Here is a 19555-nt window from a genome sequence, read left to right as displayed (position 1 = left end):
ATATGTCAAAACAATGAAGGTTTATGCCTTTAAAAATAATTTAACATTATAAATTATTGTATTTTTGAAGTATAAAAATCAACCTATGAAAGAATATAACATTGCATCAATAGCAGGAGATGGAATAGGAAAAGAAGTAGTTCCTGAAGGCTTAAAAGTATTAAAAGACGCTGCTGAAAAACATCAATTCAAAATAAATTTTACAGAATATGATTTTGCTTCATGTGATTATTATGAAAAACATGGAAAAATGCTTCCAGATGATTGGAAGGAAAAATTAGGAAAACATGATGCCATATTCTTTGGCGCAGTGGGTATGCCAGATCAAGTTCCAGATCATATATCTTTATGGGGATCCTTACTTCAGTTCAGAAGAGAATTTGATCAATATATCAATCTTAGACCAGTAAAATTATTTCCTGGAATTAATCCTCCGTTAGCAAATAAAAAACCTGGTGATATCGATATGCTAATTGTTAGAGAAAATACTGAAGGTGAATACTCTTCTGTTGGTGGAAGAATGTTTAAAAATACTGATAGAGAAATAGCTATTCAGGAAACTATCATGTCAGCGCATGGAATAGATAGAGTTCAAAAATTTGCTTTTGAATTAGCAAAACAAAGAAAAAGAAAAAAATTAACAAATGCAACAAAATCAAATGGTATTTCAATTACAATGCCGTTTTGGGATGAACGTTTTAATACAATGAAAGAAAATTATCCTGATATTGAAACAGATCAATATCATATTGATATTTTGGTTGCTAGATTTGTACTAAATCCTGAATGGTTTGATGTTGTTGTTGCATCTAACCTGTTTGGAGATATTCTTTCTGATTTAGGACCAGCTTGCACTGGAACTATTGGAATTGCTCCATCTGGAAACATTAATCCTGAAAATAAATTTCCATCTTTATTTGAACCAGTTCATGGTTCAGCACCTGATATTGCAGGAAAAGGTATTGCTAATCCTGTAGGACAAATTTGGTCTGGTGCAATGATGTTAGATTATTTAGGAGAAAAAGAAGCCTCTAATTCAATTGTTGATGCTATTGAAAAATCTTTAAGTGAAAAAGAAAACAGAACTAAAGACTTGGGTGGAGATGCTGATACCTTAAAATGTTCTAATTCAATATTAGCTAATCTTTAAATCTTAACCTTCTTACCAGTTTTTGCGCTTTTGGTTATTGCAGCAAAAATCTTTAGAGAGATTAAACCATCGTTACCATTAACTTTTGGCTTAACTTTTTTAGATACTACATCAGCAAAATGATCAATTTGGTTAACTAAAGTACTATCGTCTTTTTTGTTTTTATCTTCGTTAACAAATATCTTATTCCACCAACTTCGCTCATTTTTATAGAACCAATATTTTAAATTAGGAAATTGCAATGATCCCTTAGTACCACCAATCATATATGCAGATTGATTAGTTATAGGATAAGCAGGATTTTCTCCTGCAGTTAATTCATAACTCCATGGAGCAACAATTGTATCTGATAAATTTAAAGTACAAAGTGCACCTGAATTAAAAATTAAGCTAATTGTTGCTGTATCTTCGACTGCAAATTTTCTAGTTTTATTAGTTGTAAATGCTTGAACGTATTTAATAGATCCAAGTAAGTAGCAAATCATATCGATATCATGGACTAAATTAATTCCTAAAGGCCCTCCACCTTTACTAATTCTCCATTTTTCTTTGTAATAAGCTTTGTGTTTATAAAGCCAACACAATACATTTGCTGAAACGATGTTTCCCAATTTACCTTGATCGATTAACTCTTTTACCTTTGATACAATAGAGTTGTGTCTTCGGTGATAACCAATTAATAACGGTGTTTTATTTTTATTAGCGCTACTAATTATTTTTTTAGCTGAATTAATGTTATCTGAAATAGGTTTTTCTAATAATACCGGAATTTTTTTCTTTAAAAAACTAACTGTATGTTTTTCATGAAGTTGATTTGGAGTAGCTACAATTACTGCGTCCAAATTTTGTGAGTTTAAAAGTTCTTCTACATTTGAATACAATGGGATTTTATATTTTTTTGATAAATTTTTTGCATTGTTACTAATATCAACTATTGAATGAAGATTGGCTTTTTTAGATTTTGAAATTGCCTTTATGTGTTGCAATCCCATTAAACCAGTTCCAACAATCGATATGTTTATTTTTTTATTCATTTTATGAAATATTTATTTTTGTAAAGTACTTATAAAGTTTTTTAGGTTTAATTAAAGTACTTGGAAAATTTTTATTATTAGGTGCGTCTGGATAGTGCTGAGTTTCTAAGCAAACTCCTTGATAAGGAGAAAGTTTATTTTTATATCTCAAACCTTGGCTAGTATAGAGCTGTACTCCAGGAAGATTTGAATAAAAGTCTAATTGAATATTGGTTTTTTTATTTTTTAAAGAAGCTAAATATTTTTTAGAATTTTTTTTGACACAAAATGTTAAATCAAATCCTAATGCATTTATTTTATTAGATGATTTTTTTGTATTTTTGTATTTTATATAATCTATTTTTTCTCCAATATTTTTAAACTTATTGAAATCATTTATAGTGTTTTTAACTTTTTTAAATTTACCAGTTGGGATTAATTTATTGTTTACTTCAAGATATTTTTCTGAGTTAATTTTTAAATCATGATTAAAAATTGCCTCTTTTTTATTTTTATTTAAATTCCAATAACTATGATTTGTTAAACTGACGTGAGTAAATTGATTTGATTTATATTGGTATTTGATAATTAAACTTTTATTTATAATTTCAAAAATACACTCTGAATTTAATTCCCCTGGGAAACCTTGATCTAAATTTTTAGATAATAATTGATAAATAATTTTAGTTTTTGAATGATGTTTAATTTTCCATTCCAATCTATCAAATCCTATTTTGCCTCCATGAAGTGTATTTCTTCCCTCATTACCATCAAGTTTAAAAGTTTTATTTTTAATCTTAAATTTCGAATTTGATATTCTTCCTGCGTACCTGCCACAAGTAGCACCTACATAAAAATTTTTACTACTATAATTTTTTATAGAACCTAAATTTAAGATTAGATTAATTTTCTTTTGCTTGTCATAAACCTCGTACAAGCTAGCACCGATATTAATTGATTTAACTCTTAAATATTTATTTTCTATCGTAGAACTTTGTACTTTCACAAAGCGTTTTACAACCAGCCTTTATCAACTATATAAGATTGATTTGTACATCCACCTGATTGCTCTGATGAAAAAAACAATACTGCTTGAGCAAGCTCATGAGGTAACAATCTTGCTTTCAAACATTGGTTTTTCATCAATTCTTTTTCAGACTCTTCATTTAACCAAAGATCAATTTGTCTTTGAGTTAATACCCATCCTGGAACTACTGAATTAACCCTAATGTTAAATTCACCTAAATCTCTTGCAAAAGATCTTGTTAAACCTACAACACCAGATTTAGCTGCAGTATATGCAGCCATACCACCTTGGCCAACCATCCATGAAGATGATCCCATGTTAACAATTACACCACCTTTATTTTCAATCATTGATTTTTTAACTGATTGAACTGTGAAAAAATAATGTCTTAAGTTTACATTCATTCTTTCGTTCCAATATTCCTCTGTAACATCATCAATCTTATGTCTTGTATCATTAGCGGCATTATTGATTAAAATATCAATTGGGCCTTTTTGATCTATGATGTCTGCAATTGTTTTTTGAAGTTGTTTTATATTTAATAAATCACATTCAATAAAAGTTGGTATTGAATATTTTTTATTTTTTATATCTTCAATTAATTTTTCAGACTCTGATACGTTAATGTCTATAAAGTAAACTTCTGAACCTTGTTCACAAAAATGTTCAACTATGGAAGCCCCAATTCCAGATCCTCCGCCTGTAATAAATACTCTTTTATTTTCTAAATCGTAATATTTTACTTTCATACTTTTAATCCTCTTCCAGTTATAAATGCTCTTTAATTTTCTAAATATTGATATTTAAAAATTTTATTAATTTAATAATTTAAATTCTGTTTATTTTAGTACTTATAAAGAATTTAAAATAAAAATATAGATTTTATTTAGCTTTATAACCTAAACCGATATTATTTATTTTTTTACTTGCATCCATAATTTTTGGATATTCATAATTTAATCCTAAAAGCTGTCGCACTTTTGGATTTGAATTATTTTTGAAGTCTTCTGATAAATAAGTAACTAAATCTTCAACTGGTTTTATATACTTTGGAAGAAACTCTATCAGTAATGCGGCTCTTTGGTGATCTGATTTATTTGGTGATGCTCCATGCCAGCAGTTACCATTGAAAAAAACTAAATCACCAGGATTAGCAATCATTTGTTGTTTATTTGAAAAATCATCATTTTCATTTGGATAGTGTAGTTTCTTTTGTGATCCTGGTATGTATGCGGTTGCTCCTGATTGTTCTGAGCAAATATCTAGAGGTATAGTGGCCTGACAGTTTTGTGCAAATGAACTATTAAGACCCATCGGAAAAGTCTCACTATTATAAAAATCCCAATATGGATAATCGATATGTAGTTCTTGACCTATAGATCCTGGTAACAACCTGCTTGCACAGTAAGATCCACAAAAAAACTCTGAACCTAAAAGTTTAGACATTAAGCTAAAAATAATGTCGTTTGTTATTAATTTACTAAAAACCTCTCCTTTACCAAACAAATTCCATATCCTTTGCTGTAGTTTAATTTTATCAGACGCCTCAGCCTCAGCGTTAAAGTGGGTTTCTTTTTGCTCTTGTGTATCTGCAAAATGATTAACAATCTCTCTTGCTTCTTTAATTTCGTTTAAATTATATATGTTTTCAACAACAATAACTCCAGATTCATGCATTAATTCATTGATTGCTTCGTTAATATTAAAATTATCTCTTGAGAATTTCCGCATAGATAAATTTTAAGTGAAAAAAAATTAAAAAAAAATAAAAAATTATAACTCTAATTCTTTAGCTAGATCACCAATTTTAGCACCACCTGCCATCAATCTTTTCACATCTTCATTACCTAGCTCTGAAGACAATCCAGAACCAATTACTTCTCCTAAACTTAAAAAAGTAAATCGATCAGCTATAAGACGAGCATGAATTTCATTGTGAGTTATAAGTATAATTGCAATATTTCCTAAATTTTGAACTTTTTTTATTGTTTTTAAAACTTCCATTTGCTGCTTTTGTCCTAATGCTGAAGTAGGTTCATCTAAAATTAATATCTTTGCACCAAAGTAAATTGCTCTTGCAATTGCCAATGTTTGTCTTTGTCCACCTGACATTGTTCCAACTGGCTGATTAGGGTTTGCAATATTAATTCCAATTTTAGACATTTCCTCTATTGTTATTCTGTCCATCTCATCCATTTGCATTAAACCAAATCCGGCGGGACCTTTTATTAATTCACGTCCAAGAAAAAAATTTCTCGTTACTGATGTTAAAGCATTAAGTGCTAAATCTTGATAAACAGTTCCAATACCTGCATCAGACGCTTGACGTGGTGAAGTAAAGTTTACATTTTCTCCATCTACTTTTATTTCTCCACTTGTCATAGGATGAACACCAGATAACACTTTGATCAAAGTTGATTTTCCAGCACCATTATCACCTAACAATGCATGAACTTCCCCTGGATAAACATCTAATGAAACACCGTTTAAAGCTGTAAATGTTCCAAATTTTTTTACTAAATTTTTTATTTCAATTAATGGTTTTTTATCCATTAGATATTTCCCATAATTCGTTTTCTTATATTCTCATTGGTAAAGGCAGCAGTAACAAGAACTGCTCCAAGGAACACTCTGTAGAACGATCCATCAATTCCAGGAATATAAAAGAAAGCTTCTTTTGCAATTCCAAAGATAATTGTGCCTAGGATTATTCCACCTATTGTTCCGAAACCTCCAGTTAAAACAACACCACCAATAACCGCTGCAGCAATTGCTTCTAACTCTTTTAAATTACCTTTAGCTGTATCTGCTGTGTTAACTTCAAATACCTGACAAGCCGCAAACATAGTTGCGCAGAATGCAGTAAACATAAATAATGAAATCTTAACTTTATTCGTTGGAACACCATTAGCTTTTGCAGCATTAAGATTTCCACCAGTTGAATAAATCCAGTTACCTGCTTGAGTTTTACTTAAAATTAAATAACAAATGAACGCAATTAGTCCCCAGATCATTAAACAAGAATACATTCCTTTAGCAAAAATGTTTCCGAAGTTATTTACGTTCCAATCTACAGTATAATATAACCAGTTAAATACTGGTTCCATAATATCGCCACCAAAGAAATTAGCTACAGGTCTTGCAGTAACTATGGTGTCGATGTAAGCTTTTGCTATATCGATATCAGTTACCGCTTTTGCTGCAACTTCAGGAACATTAACACCAGCTTCAATTTTCTTTGTCAAAATTTCAACCATTGAGTCATTGCCAGATTTTTTTGCCCCAGCTAATGATTTTTCTAAAGTTGCAATCATCTTTTCGGCATTCATAGCAGTTTTGTAAGCTGCAACTTTTTCGTTAATATATGTTAATCGTTCAGTTAATTTTGCTACCGTGCTAGCTGGCACAGTGCTAAGAATTTCTAATAATTGGTCATTTGGTAAAGATTTAGCCGCGTCTCTTTCCATTTCTCCATGACCTGGTACATTTATAATATTTTTTATATCTGGTAAATCTGTAACAGTTGTTGATCCAGCAGTTTGATCAGGAGCTTTGTTAAATGCTCTGTATGATACCTCAGTTAAACCTCTTAAGAAGAAAAGTCCACCTAATGTAACGATGAAAGAAGATATTCCACTCTTAACAATTATCCATCCTTGTATCCAACCAAAAGATAATGTCATACATAATGTAATTAATATTGCTAATAATGGAGATACATCTTGAATTTTAAATAATGTAAATCCTTCAAAATGAAAACCACCTTCAAAAGATATGTAAGGAATAACAACAGCAAAACCCCATTTAAGTATCATTGCCATACAACCACCAGCAAAACCAATCATTGAACCAACAGAAAGGTCAAATTCACCTGCAATGATTAACATTCCAGCAGCAAGTGCAACGATCCCTAATTGTGCAATTACCCTAAAATTATTTCTAATTCCTAAAGCGTTAAATCCTTCACCAGAGAAAGGGTTAAGAGAAAATTGTCCTTCTGGAATAGAAAAGTATCCCAACATACAAAAAAGTAAAACCATAACTCCAAAAGGTCCAACTTCTGGTCGAGACATAAATGCAGAGTACCATTTTTTTTCACCTTGTCGGTCTGACTCTTGTCTTGGTTTTTTTGTTGTTGATGTGTTCATTTATTAAAGACTTATTAATTTTGTTAAAAAAAAAGGGCCGATTGAATAATCGACCCTTTAAATTATTACAGACTATCTATCAATACCTGCTAAAGCAGCAACTGAAGAAGCGTTAGACTTGTCAACGAAGCCAGGTCCTGATGGGATGTTAGCTCCTGGTAAAAGTCCAGCACTGTTGTTGTACAAGTGTAATACGATAATTGGCATATAACCTTGTAATCTTTGTTGTTGATCGATAGTGAAAGCAACTCTTCCAGATCCGATTAAATCCATAACTGCAGGACTTAAGTCGAAGCAAGAGTGGTGTACTGTCATACCTAGATCAGCTAAAGCTTTATCAACAGCTTCACACACGTGTGGTCCTACTGAAAGGATCGCATCGATATCACTGTTAGCTTGTAAAGCAGCAGTTGCTCTAGTTTGAATAGTTGCAGGGTCAGATGTAGTATCAGTCATTTGCATAGGAACAGCAGAACCGTAACCTTCACATCTGTCTACAAGAGCTGTGTTGTATGCTTCTTGAATCATACAAAGTGCTTTAGAAGCACCTTCAGCTTTTGCTCTTTCACCAGCTTTTTGTCCAGCAAGTAATTCGGGCTGACCAACGTGCATTAAAGCACCTAGGCTAGCAGAAGACTCTAAACCAGAGTTCATTGTAATTACTGGAACACCAGCAGCAACAGCAGCTTTAATAGCTGGGCCTAATGCATCTGGATCTGGTAAAGAAATTACCATACCATCTGGTTGAGTAGCTGCAGCAGCTTGAATTGAGCTTGCCATATCAGCCATATCAGCAGAAGGGTTGTAGATATATTCGAAGTCAGCACCGATTGCTCTAGCTGCATCTTCACCACCTTTTTGAACTACAGGCCAAAAAGGATCTTTTCCTTCACCATGAGTAATCATGACATATCTTTCAGCGAACGCAGAAGTTGCAAATAATGCAAGAGCTGCAATCGAAAGTATAAGTTTTTTCATTATTTCTCCCTTTTTTTTATGTTTTTAAATTAATTTAAAAAAGGAAATATACCTAGTTTCAGCAAAGTTCATAACAAAAAATATAAATACAACTTTAAATTGATTTTTTTTTTTTAATTTTTTTTCGCTACTTTGCTTGTCTTTAAAATTTAGAATTTCTCTAATTTAAATTTAAAACTAGTATGTCGCACTTCTTCCTAATCTTGCAGCACCACGGACGCCACTAGCATCACCATACCTTGGTTTTAAAAAAACACCTTCGTATTCTCTGCCAATTACAAATTTTCGTACCAGTGAATCTATTTCATGTAAGAAATCAATTTCATTTGAAACTCCTCCTCCAAATATAAAAGCATCAGGATCCAAAATATTTATTATACTTGAAAGTGACATTGCTAAATTTACTTTAAAATCATCTATAAATTTTTCTGCATCTAAATCATGTTGTCTATTTAATTCAAAAATTTCATTTGTTTTTAAATTTTTTCCATAAAGTTTTTTAAATCTTTTAGCTAAGCCTAAGCCGGATAAAAAGCTCTCAATCTCTGCTTCTCTTGGATTACTAGAGTCGAAATTTTCCTTTTTTGCAGCAAAATAAGGAATTTGGTTATGACCCCACTCTCCTGCAACTCCATTAGGACCACTTACAATTTTTTTATCAATTACCAAACCTCCTCCAACTCCAGATCCTAAAATAATTCCATAAACAATTTTATAATGTTTCCCTGCTCCATCTATTGCCTCTGACAAAGCAAAACAATTTGCATCATTTTCACAAAAAACTTCTTTACCTAGTGCTTTACGCAAATCATTTTGAAAAGGTTTTTTTTCTAACCAGCTTATGTTGGGAACGTTTTTAACTAACCCTGTTTGTGGAGAGTGAACTCCTGGATGACAAACACCGATTGGAAGCTCTTGTTTAAACTCTTCTTCTAATTTTTTATGAATATCTCTTATTGCAGTAATAATTTGAGTATAATTTTTTGGACAAGCTATTCTAGATCTGTGTTTTTCTTGTCCATCTTTTTCAAGTACAACACTCTCTATCTTTGTTGCACCAACGTCTATACCTACTTGCATAATTATTAGTAAGTTGCTCTACCGCCGCTTAGATCAAACACTGCGGCTGTTGAGAAAGAGTTTTCTTCGCTTGATAACCAAGCAACCAAAGAAGCTAATTCCTCCACCTTAGCAAATTTATTTCTTGGTATTTTTGAAAGCATATAATTTATATGCTCCTCAGTCATTTGATCAAAAATTCTAGTTTTTGCAGCAGCTGGGGTAACACAGTTTACTGCGATATTTTTTTGAGCAAGTTCTTTACCTAAAGATTTAGTTAAACCTATAACTCCTGCTTTTGAAGTGCTGTAAGCACTTGCATTTGGATTTCCTTCTTTACCTGCAATAGAGGCAATATTTACAATCCTTCCATAATCATTCTTAACCATAAATGGAACAACTGCTTTGCAACAATAAAAGACTGCATTTAAATTTAGGTTAATAACTTTGTTCCACTCTTCTATAGGGTATTCTGCAACAGTAGTGTTCATGCCTGCTACACCGGCATTGTTTATAAAGATATCAATCTTACCATGTGATTTTTCAACTTCAGATAATTTTGAATTAATTGTTTCATAGTTGCTCACATCTACTATTTGATAAGTTAAATTTTCAGAATTTACTTTTTCTAATGCTTTTTTAGCTTCTCCCTCGTCGATATCCCAAATTATTACTTTAGCACCCGACTCGATAAATCTTTCAGTAATAGCTAAACCAAAACCTTGAGCTCCACCAGTTATAATTGCCACTCTGTTATTTAAATCAAATTTAATCATAGTTTATTTTTTAATTTTTCTAGATCTTATTAATGGAAAAGCTAAAGCAATTAAAGATAAAATAAAGAATGTTAAAGCTATTGGTCTTGTGAAAAACATTAACCAATTTCCATCAAATATAACTAGAGATTGTCTTAGGGTTCCTTCAACTAACTCACCCAAAATTAAACCAATGATAACAGGAACAACTGAGAAACCATATCTTCTCATAAAGAAACCTAGAACACCAAAAAATAACATAATCCAAACGTCAATTATAGATTGATTTAATGAATAGGTTCCACAAACTGAAACTGCAAAAATCATTGGCCATAATATTTTATTAGGCACTAAAGTTATTCTTGCAAAAATTTTTGCTCCAAAAAAACCAAATATAAAGAACAAAACATTGGCAATTAACATTGCTCCAAATATTCCATATAAAAAATCAGGTTGCTCTCTAAATAAATCAGGTCCAGGTCTAACGCCATGTATAATTAATCCAGTTAAAATTACAGCTGTTGTTGCACTACCTGGGATTCCAAGTGCAAGTGTTGGAACCATTGCTCCACCTGTTGCTGCATTGTTTGCAGCTTCAGCTCCAGCTATACCTTCAATAGATCCTTTTCCAAATTCCTCTGGTTTTTTTGAAAATCTTTTTGCTTCTGAATATCCAATCAAAGAGGCAACTGTTCCACCTTCTGCAGGCAACACTCCAATAAATGAACCAATACCACTAGATCTTAAAATGGTTTTCCAAGTTTTTTTATAATCATCTTTACTTGGAAGTTTAATTGCTTTTAAAGCTATTCTGTTGAATACCTGATTAATTAAAGTTGATTGGGTTAACATCTCACTCATTGCAAATAAACCAACCACTACTGGTATAAAACCAATCCCTTCAGTTAACTCGTTAATTCCAAAAGTAAAACGATCAATTGATGTCATAAAATCTTTACCAACCGTTGAAATTAAAATTCCAAATGCACCTGCAATCAGGTTTTTAATTGGACTACCTTCTCCAATTGATGCAAGCATCGTTAAACCAAAAATGGCTAAAGCAAAATATTCTGGCTGACCAAATTCATATGCAAGTTGAGCCAATATAGGTGCAAAAAAGACAAGTATTACAACACTAAAAATACCACCAACTGTACTTGATACAGTAGCCATTCCTAAAGCTCTTCCAGCTTCTCCTTTTTGTGCCAAAGGATAACCGTCTAAACAAGTCGCTGCAGCAGCTGGGGTTCCAGGTGTATTAATTAGTACTGCTGTTATTGCACCACCGTAAGTACCTGCACAATAGATTGAAGTTAATAATACAATTGCTGACAATGGATCAAGTGTCATTGTAAAAGGTAAAATTAATGCACCACCAGTTGTTGGACCTAAACCAGGTAACACTCCTAAAATTAATCCAAACAATGTTCCAAAAAATAAAACTAATAATAGCTTTGAGCTAAATAAAGGAGCCATCATTAATAATAAATTATCCATCTAGCTGTAATAAATGTTAGTTATAATTCCAGGTGGAAATCTTAAACCTAAAATTGTTTCAAAAAAAATAAAGACAATCACAGGAAAAATTATTCCAACAAGTAATAAATAAAATATTCTTTTCTCTCCCCAACAATACGATACAAAAATAGATAAAACTGAAATTGCCAAGAAGAAATCTAAAGTCTTAGAAATGATTAAAAAAATCACAAAACTTGAAAGTGTTAAAAAGAATGACTTTGGTAATTTTGTTTGAACCTTCCAAGGATTTTTTGTTGCTAAATAATAAATCAATAAAGTCATTACTATTATTAAAACCAAAAGTGCTTTTGGAAAAGTTGCAGGCTGTATTCCTCTATTCAATATAGGAGGAACAATATCAAAAGTAAAAGTAGTGATTAATAATGCTACAGAAATAAAAATAATTACAAAAGAGACTTTAAATTCATCTCTAAAAAAAAAGGGCAAACTTTTGTTTGCCCTTTTTTGTTTTTGTACATTCTTCATTTGCAAATGTACTTTTAATTAGATTAGTTAATGTAACCTAAAGCTTTTAGCTGAGCAGTCATTTCAGCAAGCATTTCTTCCATTTGCTTACCCCACTCGTCAGCACCAACTACACTAGTGTCATCAAGACCAATTTCAGTTAAGAAATTTTTGTAATAGTTGTGGCTCATAGCTTTCATCATTCCAGCTTCTAATTGTTTAACTCTTTCTGCTGGAGCACCTTTTTTAGTTACGAAACCTCTAACAGTAGATAAAGAAACAGGAATTCCTAATTCTTTAGCTGTTGGAGAGTCACCAATTTTAGCCATTCTATTATTTGCTAAAACAACTGATACACAAAGTTTACCTTCGTTGATTTCAGTTAATGCTTCACCTAAGTTTAAAACACCTACATCGATATCACCTTTGATAAGGTTAGTTTTAATTGGCGCTACACCTTTGTAAGCAACAATAGTTGGATCTGTTAATCCACCCTTTTTAGTAAATGCAATTGCACTAACATCATCAATACCACCAGTGTGTGTTGTTCCATATTTTAGTGATTTTGATTTTTGCGCGCTAATGAATTTTTTAGCATCTTTAATTTCATTGTTACAGTTAACAACAAATAATTGAGGATCGTCTGTACCTCTTGCTAAAGGCTGCATATCACTTAATTTTACTTTAGTTTTTCCTAAAGCCATTGATACTGCGTGACCAGTAGTCCAAGTTAAAGTGTGGTTACCATCTGCAGGTAAAGACATCATGTAATCCATAGATGCTGCTCCACCACCACCTTTTTTGTTAACTAACTGCATATCTTGTTTAAGAACTCTTCTTGCTCTTAATAACATCATTCTAGTAGTAACGTCAGTTCCACCACCAAAACCAGCGTGAGTAATTGCTTGTATTGGATGTCCATCAGCTTTTGCTGAAGTGATCATTAATGGAAGAGCTACAACAAAAAATTCAGTTACTAAAAAAGCAGCTGCTAAAAATAGTTTAAAGCTTTTTTTCATTATTTCCCTCTTTAGTTTATTTAGTTTTTATATATATAACTTATATATAAATATATAATCATACTCAGATATAAGACGTAAAGTAAAAAATGACACAAACAAAAGCTAACATAGCTCTACTACTTGGAGATCCTGCGGGAATAGGACCTGAGCTTATTTCAAAATTATTAAGTGAAGAAATAACTAACAAAGCAAATATTGTTGTTATTGGTGAGAAACAAATACTTGAGAGTGGAAATAATGTAACTGGCAACTCTCACCATCTTGAAGTCGTAGAAAGTTTTGATCAAATTGATTTTAATAAATCGAATAGATTTTTATTAGATATTTCAAAAGGAAAAAACCACAAATATAAAATAGCTGAACCTTCAAAAGAATCAGGTGAAAGTGTTTTAGAGGCTTTAGATTTAGCACTAAATCTTGCTAAAGAAAAAAAAATTGATGCAATTAATTTTGCTCCAATGAATAAAACAAGTTTAAAACTTGGAGGAAATACCCATTCAGATGAATTACAATTAATGGCTGAAAAATTAGATGTAAAAAGTTTCTGTTGTGAGTTTAATGTTATAGATAATTTTTGGACTGCAAGAGTAACTTCTCACATTCCTATTAAAGAAGTGGCTCAGCACATCACAAAAGAAAATATCTTAAAGCCTATTAAATTAATTAATGAAGTTATGGAATTGAATGGTGTAAAAAATCCTAGAATAGCAGTTCAAGCACTTAACCCACATGCAGAATTCGGCACTGAAGAAAAAGACGAAATTATTCCAGCAATAGAGGAAGCAAAAAAACTTGGATTTAATACAGATGGCCCGTTACCATGTGATACATCTTTTGTGGTTGCATATAAAAATAAAAATCATGATTGTATGGTTGGAATGTATCATGATGCACTTCAGTCTGGACTTAAAGCATTTGGTTTTGATAGAGGAGTTACAGTTCAAGGCGGATTAACAGTTCCTGTAACAACTACTGCACATGGATCTGCATTTGCAATTGCTGGTAAAAATGAAGCTAACTTAGCTCCAATTTTAAATTCATTTAAGATTGCTTTATCAATGGCTGAAAATAAAAAGAAGTTAAGCTAAGCCTTATATTAAACCAGCATCTACCGTAAAATTTTGTTTAGTGCATCCAGATGAAACATCTGATGCTAGATATAAAACCATTCTTGAGACATCCTCAGGTAATACTTGTTTTTTAAGACACTGTTTATCTAAAATTTCTTTTTTAAACTTTGGATTTAACCATAATTTTGACTGTCTTTTAGTTGCGACCGACCCAGGTGCAATAGAATTTATTCTAATATTATGTTGTCCTAAATCTCTAGCTAAAGATTTTGTTAAACCATAAATTGCAGCTTTTGCAGTACTGTATGCTGGAAACATTACGGCTCCCCTAATCCAACTAACAGAACCTAAGTTTATTATTGATCCACCTTTATTTTTAATCATACTTTTTTTTACTGCCTGAATGGCAAACAAATAGTGCTTCAAATTTATTGCCATTCTGTCATCCCAGTATTTTTCAGTAACTTCTTCAAGTGTGTGTCGTTGATCATTGGATGCATTATTTACCAAAATATCAATTGGACCTTTTTTTTTAATAATACCTTGAATTAAAGTTTTGTATTTTTTTATATTTTTAATATTACAAAATTGAAAAGTAGGTATTTTTTGTTTTTTCTTTTTAATTTTAGAAATTAATTTTTGAGCTTCTTTTTTACCTATATCAAAAAAATAAACCTCAACACCTTGTTCGCAAAGATGTTCAACTATTGATGCACCAATACCAGATGCTCCACCTGAAACTAAAGCACGTTTATCCTTTAAATCAAAATATTGAACTTTCATTAGAATAAAAATTTATGATTAGTTTAATATTTTTTTTATTTCTTCTAAAGTAAAAGGTTTTGGTTTCTTGCAAGTTGTCTTTATTTCTTGTGGAATACCTGTTTGAGATGCTCTCATAGTTGAATCTATTATATCTAAAACGTGTAAAGAAAGCTCTCCATTACATCTATGTTCTAAATTGTTTTCAATTGCATAAGCCATCTCAGATAGACCAGCTCCTCTATAATTTGCATTTGTTGGAGATTCATTTGCTCTTGAGCTTTGACTTTTAATATTAATTTTTCCTAAAGGCATCATGTCGGTTTTATGTTCGCCCCAATTACCGCCAGCAGTTACTGAAACAAAAGCAGATCCACCAAACATATTTGGATCAGGAACAATAATTGATCCTTTGTTACCATATAGCTCTATGTGGTTTCTTTGATGAGCAACCACATCAAAAGATAAAGTAATCTGTATGATGCAATCATTTTCAAATTGTATAGTTGCAAGATAAGTTGTTGGAGTTTCTACTTTAAATTTTTGACCTTTTTTTGGACCTATTCCAATTTCTCTTTCTTCAAAGACTTTTGTGCATCTTCCTTGTACTTGTTTTGCCGGACCAATTAAATTTACTAATGCTGTAAGATAGTATGGACCCATGTCTATTACAGGACCTCCCTCATATTCAGCAAACCAAGGTTCTGGGTTTGGATGATAAGATTGCACTCCAGGGAAAGCAAAAATTGCATTACCTAATTTAATGTCACCAATTACACCGTTATCAATCAGTTCACGAGTTTTCTGAATACCCCCACCCAAAAAAGTATCTGGTGCATTTCCAATATAAAGATTTTTCTCTTTAGCAAGTTCAACTAATTTTTTTCCATCTTCAAAGTTAACAGCCATAGGTTTTTCAGCATAAGAATGCTTACCATTTTCTAAAGCCATTTTTGAAACTTCAAAATGTGCGCCAGGAATTGTAAGGTTTAATATTATTTCAATCTCTTTATCTTTAAGAAGTTCTTCAACAGTTACTGCTTCAATATTGTAATGAATTGCACACTTCTTCGCTGTTTCCATATTAATATCAGCGCATTTAACAATTCTGATATTATTGAAATACTCCTGAGCTCTAAAATAAGTCTCTGAAATATGACCACATCCTATAAGGCCGACTTTAAATACTTTGTTCATAAAGGATTAAATACCTTGTCTTTGCTTGCTTCTTCCTTCTTTATAAAGTTTTAAAGCTTCTTCATTTTCTTTAGTAGTTGGAATTTCTAAAGTTGGACTATCCCAAAAAGATGATCCTTCTACCCATTTATAAGCATGAGTTTTAATTGAAATAACATAAGTTACATCAGACGCTTTAGCTCTTTTAAATGCAGCTTCAAGATCTGAAATTGAAGTAACGTGTTCAGATTTCGCACCCATACTCTCTGCATGTTTTGCAAAATCTACATCTACTAAACCTGGGGTATTAGAACTCTTTAATAGGTTATTATACTCTTTTCCACCTTTGAATAATTGAAGTCGGTTTATAACTGCAAAGCCACCATTATCGCAAACAACTATAATTAATTTATTTTTTGTAATTACTGACGAATAAATATCAGTGTTATTTAATAAATAAGAACCATCACCAACAAACGAGATGACTTCTTTATCTGGATTAGCCATCTTAATTCCTAATGCTCCAGATATTTCATAACTCATACAACTAAAACCCCACTCGGTTTCATGAGTATTAAGTTCTCTTGGTCTCCATACTTGAATTACTTCACCTACCAAACCTCCTGCAGCTGTAACTGCAATATCTGTTGGATCAGAATTTCTATAAATGGCACCAATTACCTGAACATAACTTGGAACTTCCTGATTAGTTGGAGCACTCTCTTTATCTATATGTTCATTCCATGACTTAAGTTCTGTTTGAGATTTCTTATTCCAATCTTCTCCTGCCTTCCAATCACCTAAAGCTTGGGAAAGTTCAGTTAATGAAACTTTTGCATCTCCAACAACAGCTTGAGCTAAATGTTTATTAGCATCATATCTTGATACATTAATTGAAACTAATTTGAAATTTTCGTTTTCAAAGTTTGCCCATGATCCTGTTGTAAAATCAGCAAGCTTTGTACCTATTGCAATAGCAAGATCGGTTTGTTTTGCTAATGAGTTTGTATTTTTTCCACCAAGTCCTCCGATTTGACCCGCAAAATGAGAATGATCTCTCTTCATTGTTGAATAACCCATTACAGTTTGTGTAACTGGAATATTGTGTTTAATCGCAAACTGACTTAACTCTTCCATTGCATCGGAGTAAAAAACTCCACCTCCAGATATTATGATTGGATTTTTTGAAGATTTAATTTTTTCAGCTGCCTCTTTAATTTGAAATTCATCTGGTCTTGGTCTTCTAATTGTATGAACTTTCTCTTGAAAAAATTCTTCTGGATAATCAAAAGTTTGGCCTTGGATATCTTGGCTTAAAGCAATACAAGCAGGGCCACAGTCAGCAGGATCTAACATTGTTTGAACCGCTATTGGAAATGATTGAATTATTTGTTCAGGTCTAGTGATACGATCAAAATACCTTGTAACTGGTTTGAAAGCATCGTTTGCAGTTACGCTTGGATTGTTAAAATGTTCAACTTGTTGCAATACTGGATCTGGCATTCTATTTGCATAAGTATCACCTGGTAAAAATAAAATTGGCAATCTGTTACTCATCGCTACTGCTGCTGCAGTAACCATGTTTGTTGCTCCTGGACCAACAGACGATGTAGCAACAAAAATTTGTTGTCTTCTCTTAGCTCTAGCATAACCTATTCCCGTTAAAGCCATATTCTGTTCGTGATGGCCTCTATAAGTTGGTAATTCTTTTTGATTTTCTTCAAGTGCTTGACCTAAACACGCTACATTCCCGTGCCCAAAAATTCCAAAGACACCAGGAAAGAGTGGTTCTTTTTTGCCATTAATTAATATTTTTTGAGCTATTAAATATTTAACGATTGCATGTGCACAAGTAAGAGTGATTTTTTTCATAATTGGGTTTATTTTTTTTATGTATAATGTTTATATATATTTATATTTATAAATTAAAAAACCCAACTTAGTAAACCTTAAAAAAATAAAAAATTATGTATAGCAAATTTGGACAATTCATTGATGGAAAATGGCAAGAAGCAGAAAAAAAAGAGACGTATGATGTAATCAATCCTGCAACTGAAGAAGTGATTGGAAAAGCATCAAAAGCATCGTCAGCAGATGTACAAAAAGCATTAAAGTCAGCTGAGAAAGGTCTTAAAGTTTGGAGTAACACTACTCCCTGGCAAAGATCATATGTAATTAGAAAAATTGCAGATCTAATGAGAGAGAAAAAAGATGTTCTTGCTAAATGGTTAACACTTGAAGTTGGTAAACCTCTTGCTGAAGGAGTTGGGGAAGTTGGTGGAGGAGCTGATATATTTGAGTGGAATGCTGAAGAAACAAAAAGAATTTACGGTCAAACAGTTCAAAGTAGATTTCCTGATACAAGAGTTCATGTTTATTATCAGCCAGTAGGAGTTGTGGCTGCTTTAATACCATGGAACTTTCCAATTATTTTGGCTGCAAGAAAGATTTCAACAGCACTAGCTGCAGGTTGCTCTGTAATTTGTAAACCAGATGTAATTACACCTGGTGCAGTTATGGAATTAGTTAATATCTGTAAAGAAGCAGGTGTACCTGATGGTGTGGTTAATTTGTTATCTGGTGATCCTGCAGAAATTTCAAATGAATTATTAGAGTCTGATATTATTAAAAAAGTATCAATCACTGGTTCAACAAGAGTTGGTAAATTAATATTAAAGAAAGCTGCAGACAAAGTTCAAAGAGTAACGATGGAACTTAGTGGTCACTCACCTTTTATTGTTTGTGATGATGTTGATATGAATAAAGTTGCAGATATTGCGATTACTGCAAAATTCAGAAATAATGGACAAGTTTGTATCTCTCCAAACAGATTTTATATCCAGGAAAATAAAAAAGATGAATTCCTCGGTGCTTTTATGGATAGAGCAAAGAAATTAAAAATTGGAAATGGTATGGATGAAGGAACTATCTTAGGTCCTTTAACTACTGCAAAAAGATTAGAGGAAATTGAAAAACTAGTTGAGACAACAAAAAATGAGGGAGCCGATGTTTTGATGGGAGGAAAAAGACCTTCGGGTTTTAACAAAGGTTATTTTTATGAGCCAACTGTTTTTGATAATGTAAAAGACGATTTTACGATTATGAGAGAAGAGCCATTTGGTCCTCTCGTACCCGTTCTTACATTTAAAACATTTGATGAAGTTATTGAAAGAGCAAACAATAACGACCTTGGTTTATGTAGTTATTTGTATACAAATAACATGGATCAAGCCAACAGAGGTTCTGAAATGTTAGAGTCTGGTTGCGTTGCTGTTAATACTGGTGCAGTTGCTGTAGCAGAAGCTCCTTTTGGTGGTATCAAACAAACTGGTTATGGACGTGAAGGTGGATCAATGGCGATCAAAGATTATCTAAACATTAAATACACGCACATGGCATTAAAGGTATAATA

At 32.0% G+C, this 19555-nt stretch carries 18 protein-coding genes; 3 read left to right on the top strand and 15 right to left on the bottom strand.

From position 1 onward, the window contains the following. Positions 1–85 precede the first annotated feature (85 nt). Complete coding sequence (locus tag ACTTA4_RS06310) at positions 86–1150, top strand: tartrate dehydrogenase (protein WP_440633993.1); 1065 nt, start codon at positions 86–88, stop codon at positions 1148–1150. Here ACTTA4_RS06310 and ACTTA4_RS06305 read toward each other — a convergent pair. The 12 genes from ACTTA4_RS06305 to ACTTA4_RS06250 all read right to left on the bottom strand — a co-directional run bounded on the left by ACTTA4_RS06305 (position 1147) and on the right by ACTTA4_RS06250 (position 13132). Continuing rightward, positions 1147–2184: a Gfo/Idh/MocA family protein gene (locus ACTTA4_RS06305; RefSeq protein WP_440633992.1), complete on the bottom strand. Its 1038-nt coding sequence runs from the start codon at positions 2182–2184 to the stop codon at positions 1147–1149. The genes ACTTA4_RS06310 and ACTTA4_RS06305 overlap by 4 nt on opposite strands. A gap of 1 nt (position 2185) precedes the next feature. Further along, positions 2186–3169, bottom strand: a complete 984-nt coding sequence (locus tag ACTTA4_RS06300; RefSeq protein ID WP_440633991.1) for an aldose epimerase family protein — start codon at positions 3167–3169, stop codon at positions 2186–2188. Between the two features lie 8 nt (positions 3170–3177). After that, positions 3178–3939 (bottom strand): SDR family NAD(P)-dependent oxidoreductase, encoded by a 762-nt coding sequence (locus ACTTA4_RS06295; protein ID WP_440633990.1) that lies wholly within the window; start codon positions 3937–3939, stop codon positions 3178–3180. A gap of 133 nt (positions 3940–4072) precedes the next feature. Beyond that, positions 4073–4921: a phytanoyl-CoA dioxygenase family protein gene (locus ACTTA4_RS06290; RefSeq protein WP_440633989.1), complete on the bottom strand. Its 849-nt coding sequence runs from the start codon at positions 4919–4921 to the stop codon at positions 4073–4075. 42 nt (positions 4922–4963) lie between these two features. Beyond that, a complete protein-coding gene (locus ACTTA4_RS06285; RefSeq protein WP_440633988.1) occupies positions 4964–5743 on the bottom strand; it encodes an ATP-binding cassette domain-containing protein in 780 nt (259 codons plus the stop codon). Continuing rightward, entirely contained in the window at positions 5743–7338 is a 1596-nt protein-coding gene (locus tag ACTTA4_RS06280; protein ID WP_440618598.1) for an ABC transporter permease, read from the bottom strand. Before ACTTA4_RS06280 ends, ACTTA4_RS06285 begins: the two co-directional genes overlap by 1 nt. Positions 7339–7410: 72 nt before the next feature. Continuing rightward, on the bottom strand, positions 7411–8316 hold the full coding sequence (locus ACTTA4_RS06275; RefSeq protein ID WP_262589451.1) for a sugar ABC transporter substrate-binding protein: 906 nt from the start codon (positions 8314–8316) through the stop codon (positions 7411–7413). Between the two features lie 177 nt (positions 8317–8493). Then, positions 8494–9396, bottom strand: a complete 903-nt coding sequence (locus ACTTA4_RS06270; protein ID WP_440633987.1) for an ROK family protein — start codon at positions 9394–9396, stop codon at positions 8494–8496. Positions 9397–9401: 5 nt separating this feature from the next. Further along, complete coding sequence (locus tag ACTTA4_RS06265; RefSeq protein ID WP_440633986.1) at positions 9402–10151, bottom strand: SDR family NAD(P)-dependent oxidoreductase; 750 nt, start codon at positions 10149–10151, stop codon at positions 9402–9404. 3 nt (positions 10152–10154) lie between these two features. Continuing rightward, a complete protein-coding gene (locus tag ACTTA4_RS06260; RefSeq protein ID WP_440633985.1) occupies positions 10155–11627 on the bottom strand; it encodes a tripartite tricarboxylate transporter permease in 1473 nt (490 codons plus the stop codon). Continuing rightward, positions 11628–12134 carry a tripartite tricarboxylate transporter TctB family protein gene (locus ACTTA4_RS06255; protein ID WP_262589456.1) on the bottom strand — a complete coding sequence of 169 codons (507 nt, stop codon included), beginning with the start codon at positions 12132–12134 and terminating at the stop codon, positions 11628–11630. It lies immediately after the preceding gene. Positions 12135–12157: 23 nt separating this feature from the next. After that, on the bottom strand, positions 12158–13132 hold the full coding sequence (locus ACTTA4_RS06250; protein WP_440614563.1) for a Bug family tripartite tricarboxylate transporter substrate binding protein: 975 nt from the start codon (positions 13130–13132) through the stop codon (positions 12158–12160). 89 nt (positions 13133–13221) lie between these two features. Between ACTTA4_RS06250 and ACTTA4_RS06245 the strand changes: the two genes are divergently transcribed. Further along, complete coding sequence (locus ACTTA4_RS06245; RefSeq protein ID WP_440633984.1) at positions 13222–14223, top strand: 4-hydroxythreonine-4-phosphate dehydrogenase PdxA; 1002 nt, start codon at positions 13222–13224, stop codon at positions 14221–14223. 3 nt (positions 14224–14226) lie between these two features. On the opposite strand, the gene ACTTA4_RS06240 is transcribed toward ACTTA4_RS06245, so the two are convergent. The 3 genes from ACTTA4_RS06240 to iolD are packed head-to-tail and all read right to left on the bottom strand — an operon-like array spanning position 14227 to position 18015. After that, positions 14227–14988: an SDR family NAD(P)-dependent oxidoreductase gene (locus ACTTA4_RS06240; protein ID WP_440633983.1), complete on the bottom strand. Its 762-nt coding sequence runs from the start codon at positions 14986–14988 to the stop codon at positions 14227–14229. Positions 14989–15006: 18 nt separating this feature from the next. After that, positions 15007–16164, bottom strand: a complete 1158-nt coding sequence (locus ACTTA4_RS06235; RefSeq protein WP_440633982.1) for a Gfo/Idh/MocA family protein — start codon at positions 16162–16164, stop codon at positions 15007–15009. 6 nt (positions 16165–16170) lie between these two features. After that, complete coding sequence (gene iolD, locus ACTTA4_RS06230) at positions 16171–18015, bottom strand: 3D-(3,5/4)-trihydroxycyclohexane-1,2-dione acylhydrolase (decyclizing) (RefSeq protein ID WP_440614575.1); 1845 nt, start codon at positions 18013–18015, stop codon at positions 16171–16173. 95 nt (positions 18016–18110) lie between these two features. Between iolD and ACTTA4_RS06225 the strand changes: the two genes are divergently transcribed. Further along, entirely contained in the window at positions 18111–19553 is a 1443-nt protein-coding gene (locus tag ACTTA4_RS06225; RefSeq protein WP_440633981.1) for an NAD-dependent succinate-semialdehyde dehydrogenase, read from the top strand. Positions 19554–19555 lie beyond the last annotated feature (2 nt).

The organism is Candidatus Pelagibacter sp. HIMB1485 (assembly GCF_052048055.1).
GTDB lineage: Bacteria > Pseudomonadota > Alphaproteobacteria > Pelagibacterales > Pelagibacteraceae > Pelagibacter.
Note: the sequence above shows the minus strand (reverse complement) of the source record. Positions and strands in the feature narration are given on the sequence as shown.

Bases quoted from the DNA above. Each gene is read 5' to 3' on its own strand.
- ACTTA4_RS06310 (WP_440633993.1), top strand. From the start codon at position 86: ATGAAAGAATATAACATTGCATCAATAGCAGGAGATGGAATAGGAAAA.
- ACTTA4_RS06305 (WP_440633992.1), bottom strand. From the start codon at position 2,184: ATGAATAAAAAAATAAACATATCGATTGTTGGAACTGGTTTAATGGGA.
- ACTTA4_RS06295 (WP_440633990.1), bottom strand. From the start codon at position 3,939: ATGAAAGTAAAATATTACGATTTAGAAAATAAAAGAGTATTTATTACA.
- ACTTA4_RS06290 (WP_440633989.1), bottom strand. From the start codon at position 4,921: ATGCGGAAATTCTCAAGAGATAATTTTAATATTAACGAAGCAATCAAT.
- ACTTA4_RS06285 (WP_440633988.1), bottom strand. From the start codon at position 5,743: ATGGATAAAAAACCATTAATTGAAATAAAAAATTTAGTAAAAAAATTT.
- ACTTA4_RS06280 (WP_440618598.1), bottom strand. From the start codon at position 7,338: ATGAACACATCAACAACAAAAAAACCAAGACAAGAGTCAGACCGACAA.
- ACTTA4_RS06275 (WP_262589451.1), bottom strand. From the start codon at position 8,316: ATGAAAAAACTTATACTTTCGATTGCAGCTCTTGCATTATTTGCAACT.
- ACTTA4_RS06270 (WP_440633987.1), bottom strand. From the start codon at position 9,396: ATGCAAGTAGGTATAGACGTTGGTGCAACAAAGATAGAGAGTGTTGTA.
- ACTTA4_RS06265 (WP_440633986.1), bottom strand. From the start codon at position 10,151: ATGATTAAATTTGATTTAAATAACAGAGTGGCAATTATAACTGGTGGA.
- ACTTA4_RS06260 (WP_440633985.1), bottom strand. From the start codon at position 11,627: ATGGATAATTTATTATTAATGATGGCTCCTTTATTTAGCTCAAAGCTA.
- ACTTA4_RS06255 (WP_262589456.1), bottom strand. From the start codon at position 12,134: ATGAAGAATGTACAAAAACAAAAAAGGGCAAACAAAAGTTTGCCCTTT.
- ACTTA4_RS06250 (WP_440614563.1), bottom strand. From the start codon at position 13,132: ATGAAAAAAAGCTTTAAACTATTTTTAGCAGCTGCTTTTTTAGTAACT.
- ACTTA4_RS06245 (WP_440633984.1), top strand. From the start codon at position 13,222: ATGACACAAACAAAAGCTAACATAGCTCTACTACTTGGAGATCCTGCG.
- ACTTA4_RS06240 (WP_440633983.1), bottom strand. From the start codon at position 14,988: ATGAAAGTTCAATATTTTGATTTAAAGGATAAACGTGCTTTAGTTTCA.
- ACTTA4_RS06235 (WP_440633982.1), bottom strand. From the start codon at position 16,164: ATGAACAAAGTATTTAAAGTCGGCCTTATAGGATGTGGTCATATTTCA.
- iolD (WP_440614575.1), bottom strand. From the start codon at position 18,015: ATGAAAAAAATCACTCTTACTTGTGCACATGCAATCGTTAAATATTTA.
- ACTTA4_RS06225 (WP_440633981.1), top strand. From the start codon at position 18,111: ATGTATAGCAAATTTGGACAATTCATTGATGGAAAATGGCAAGAAGCA.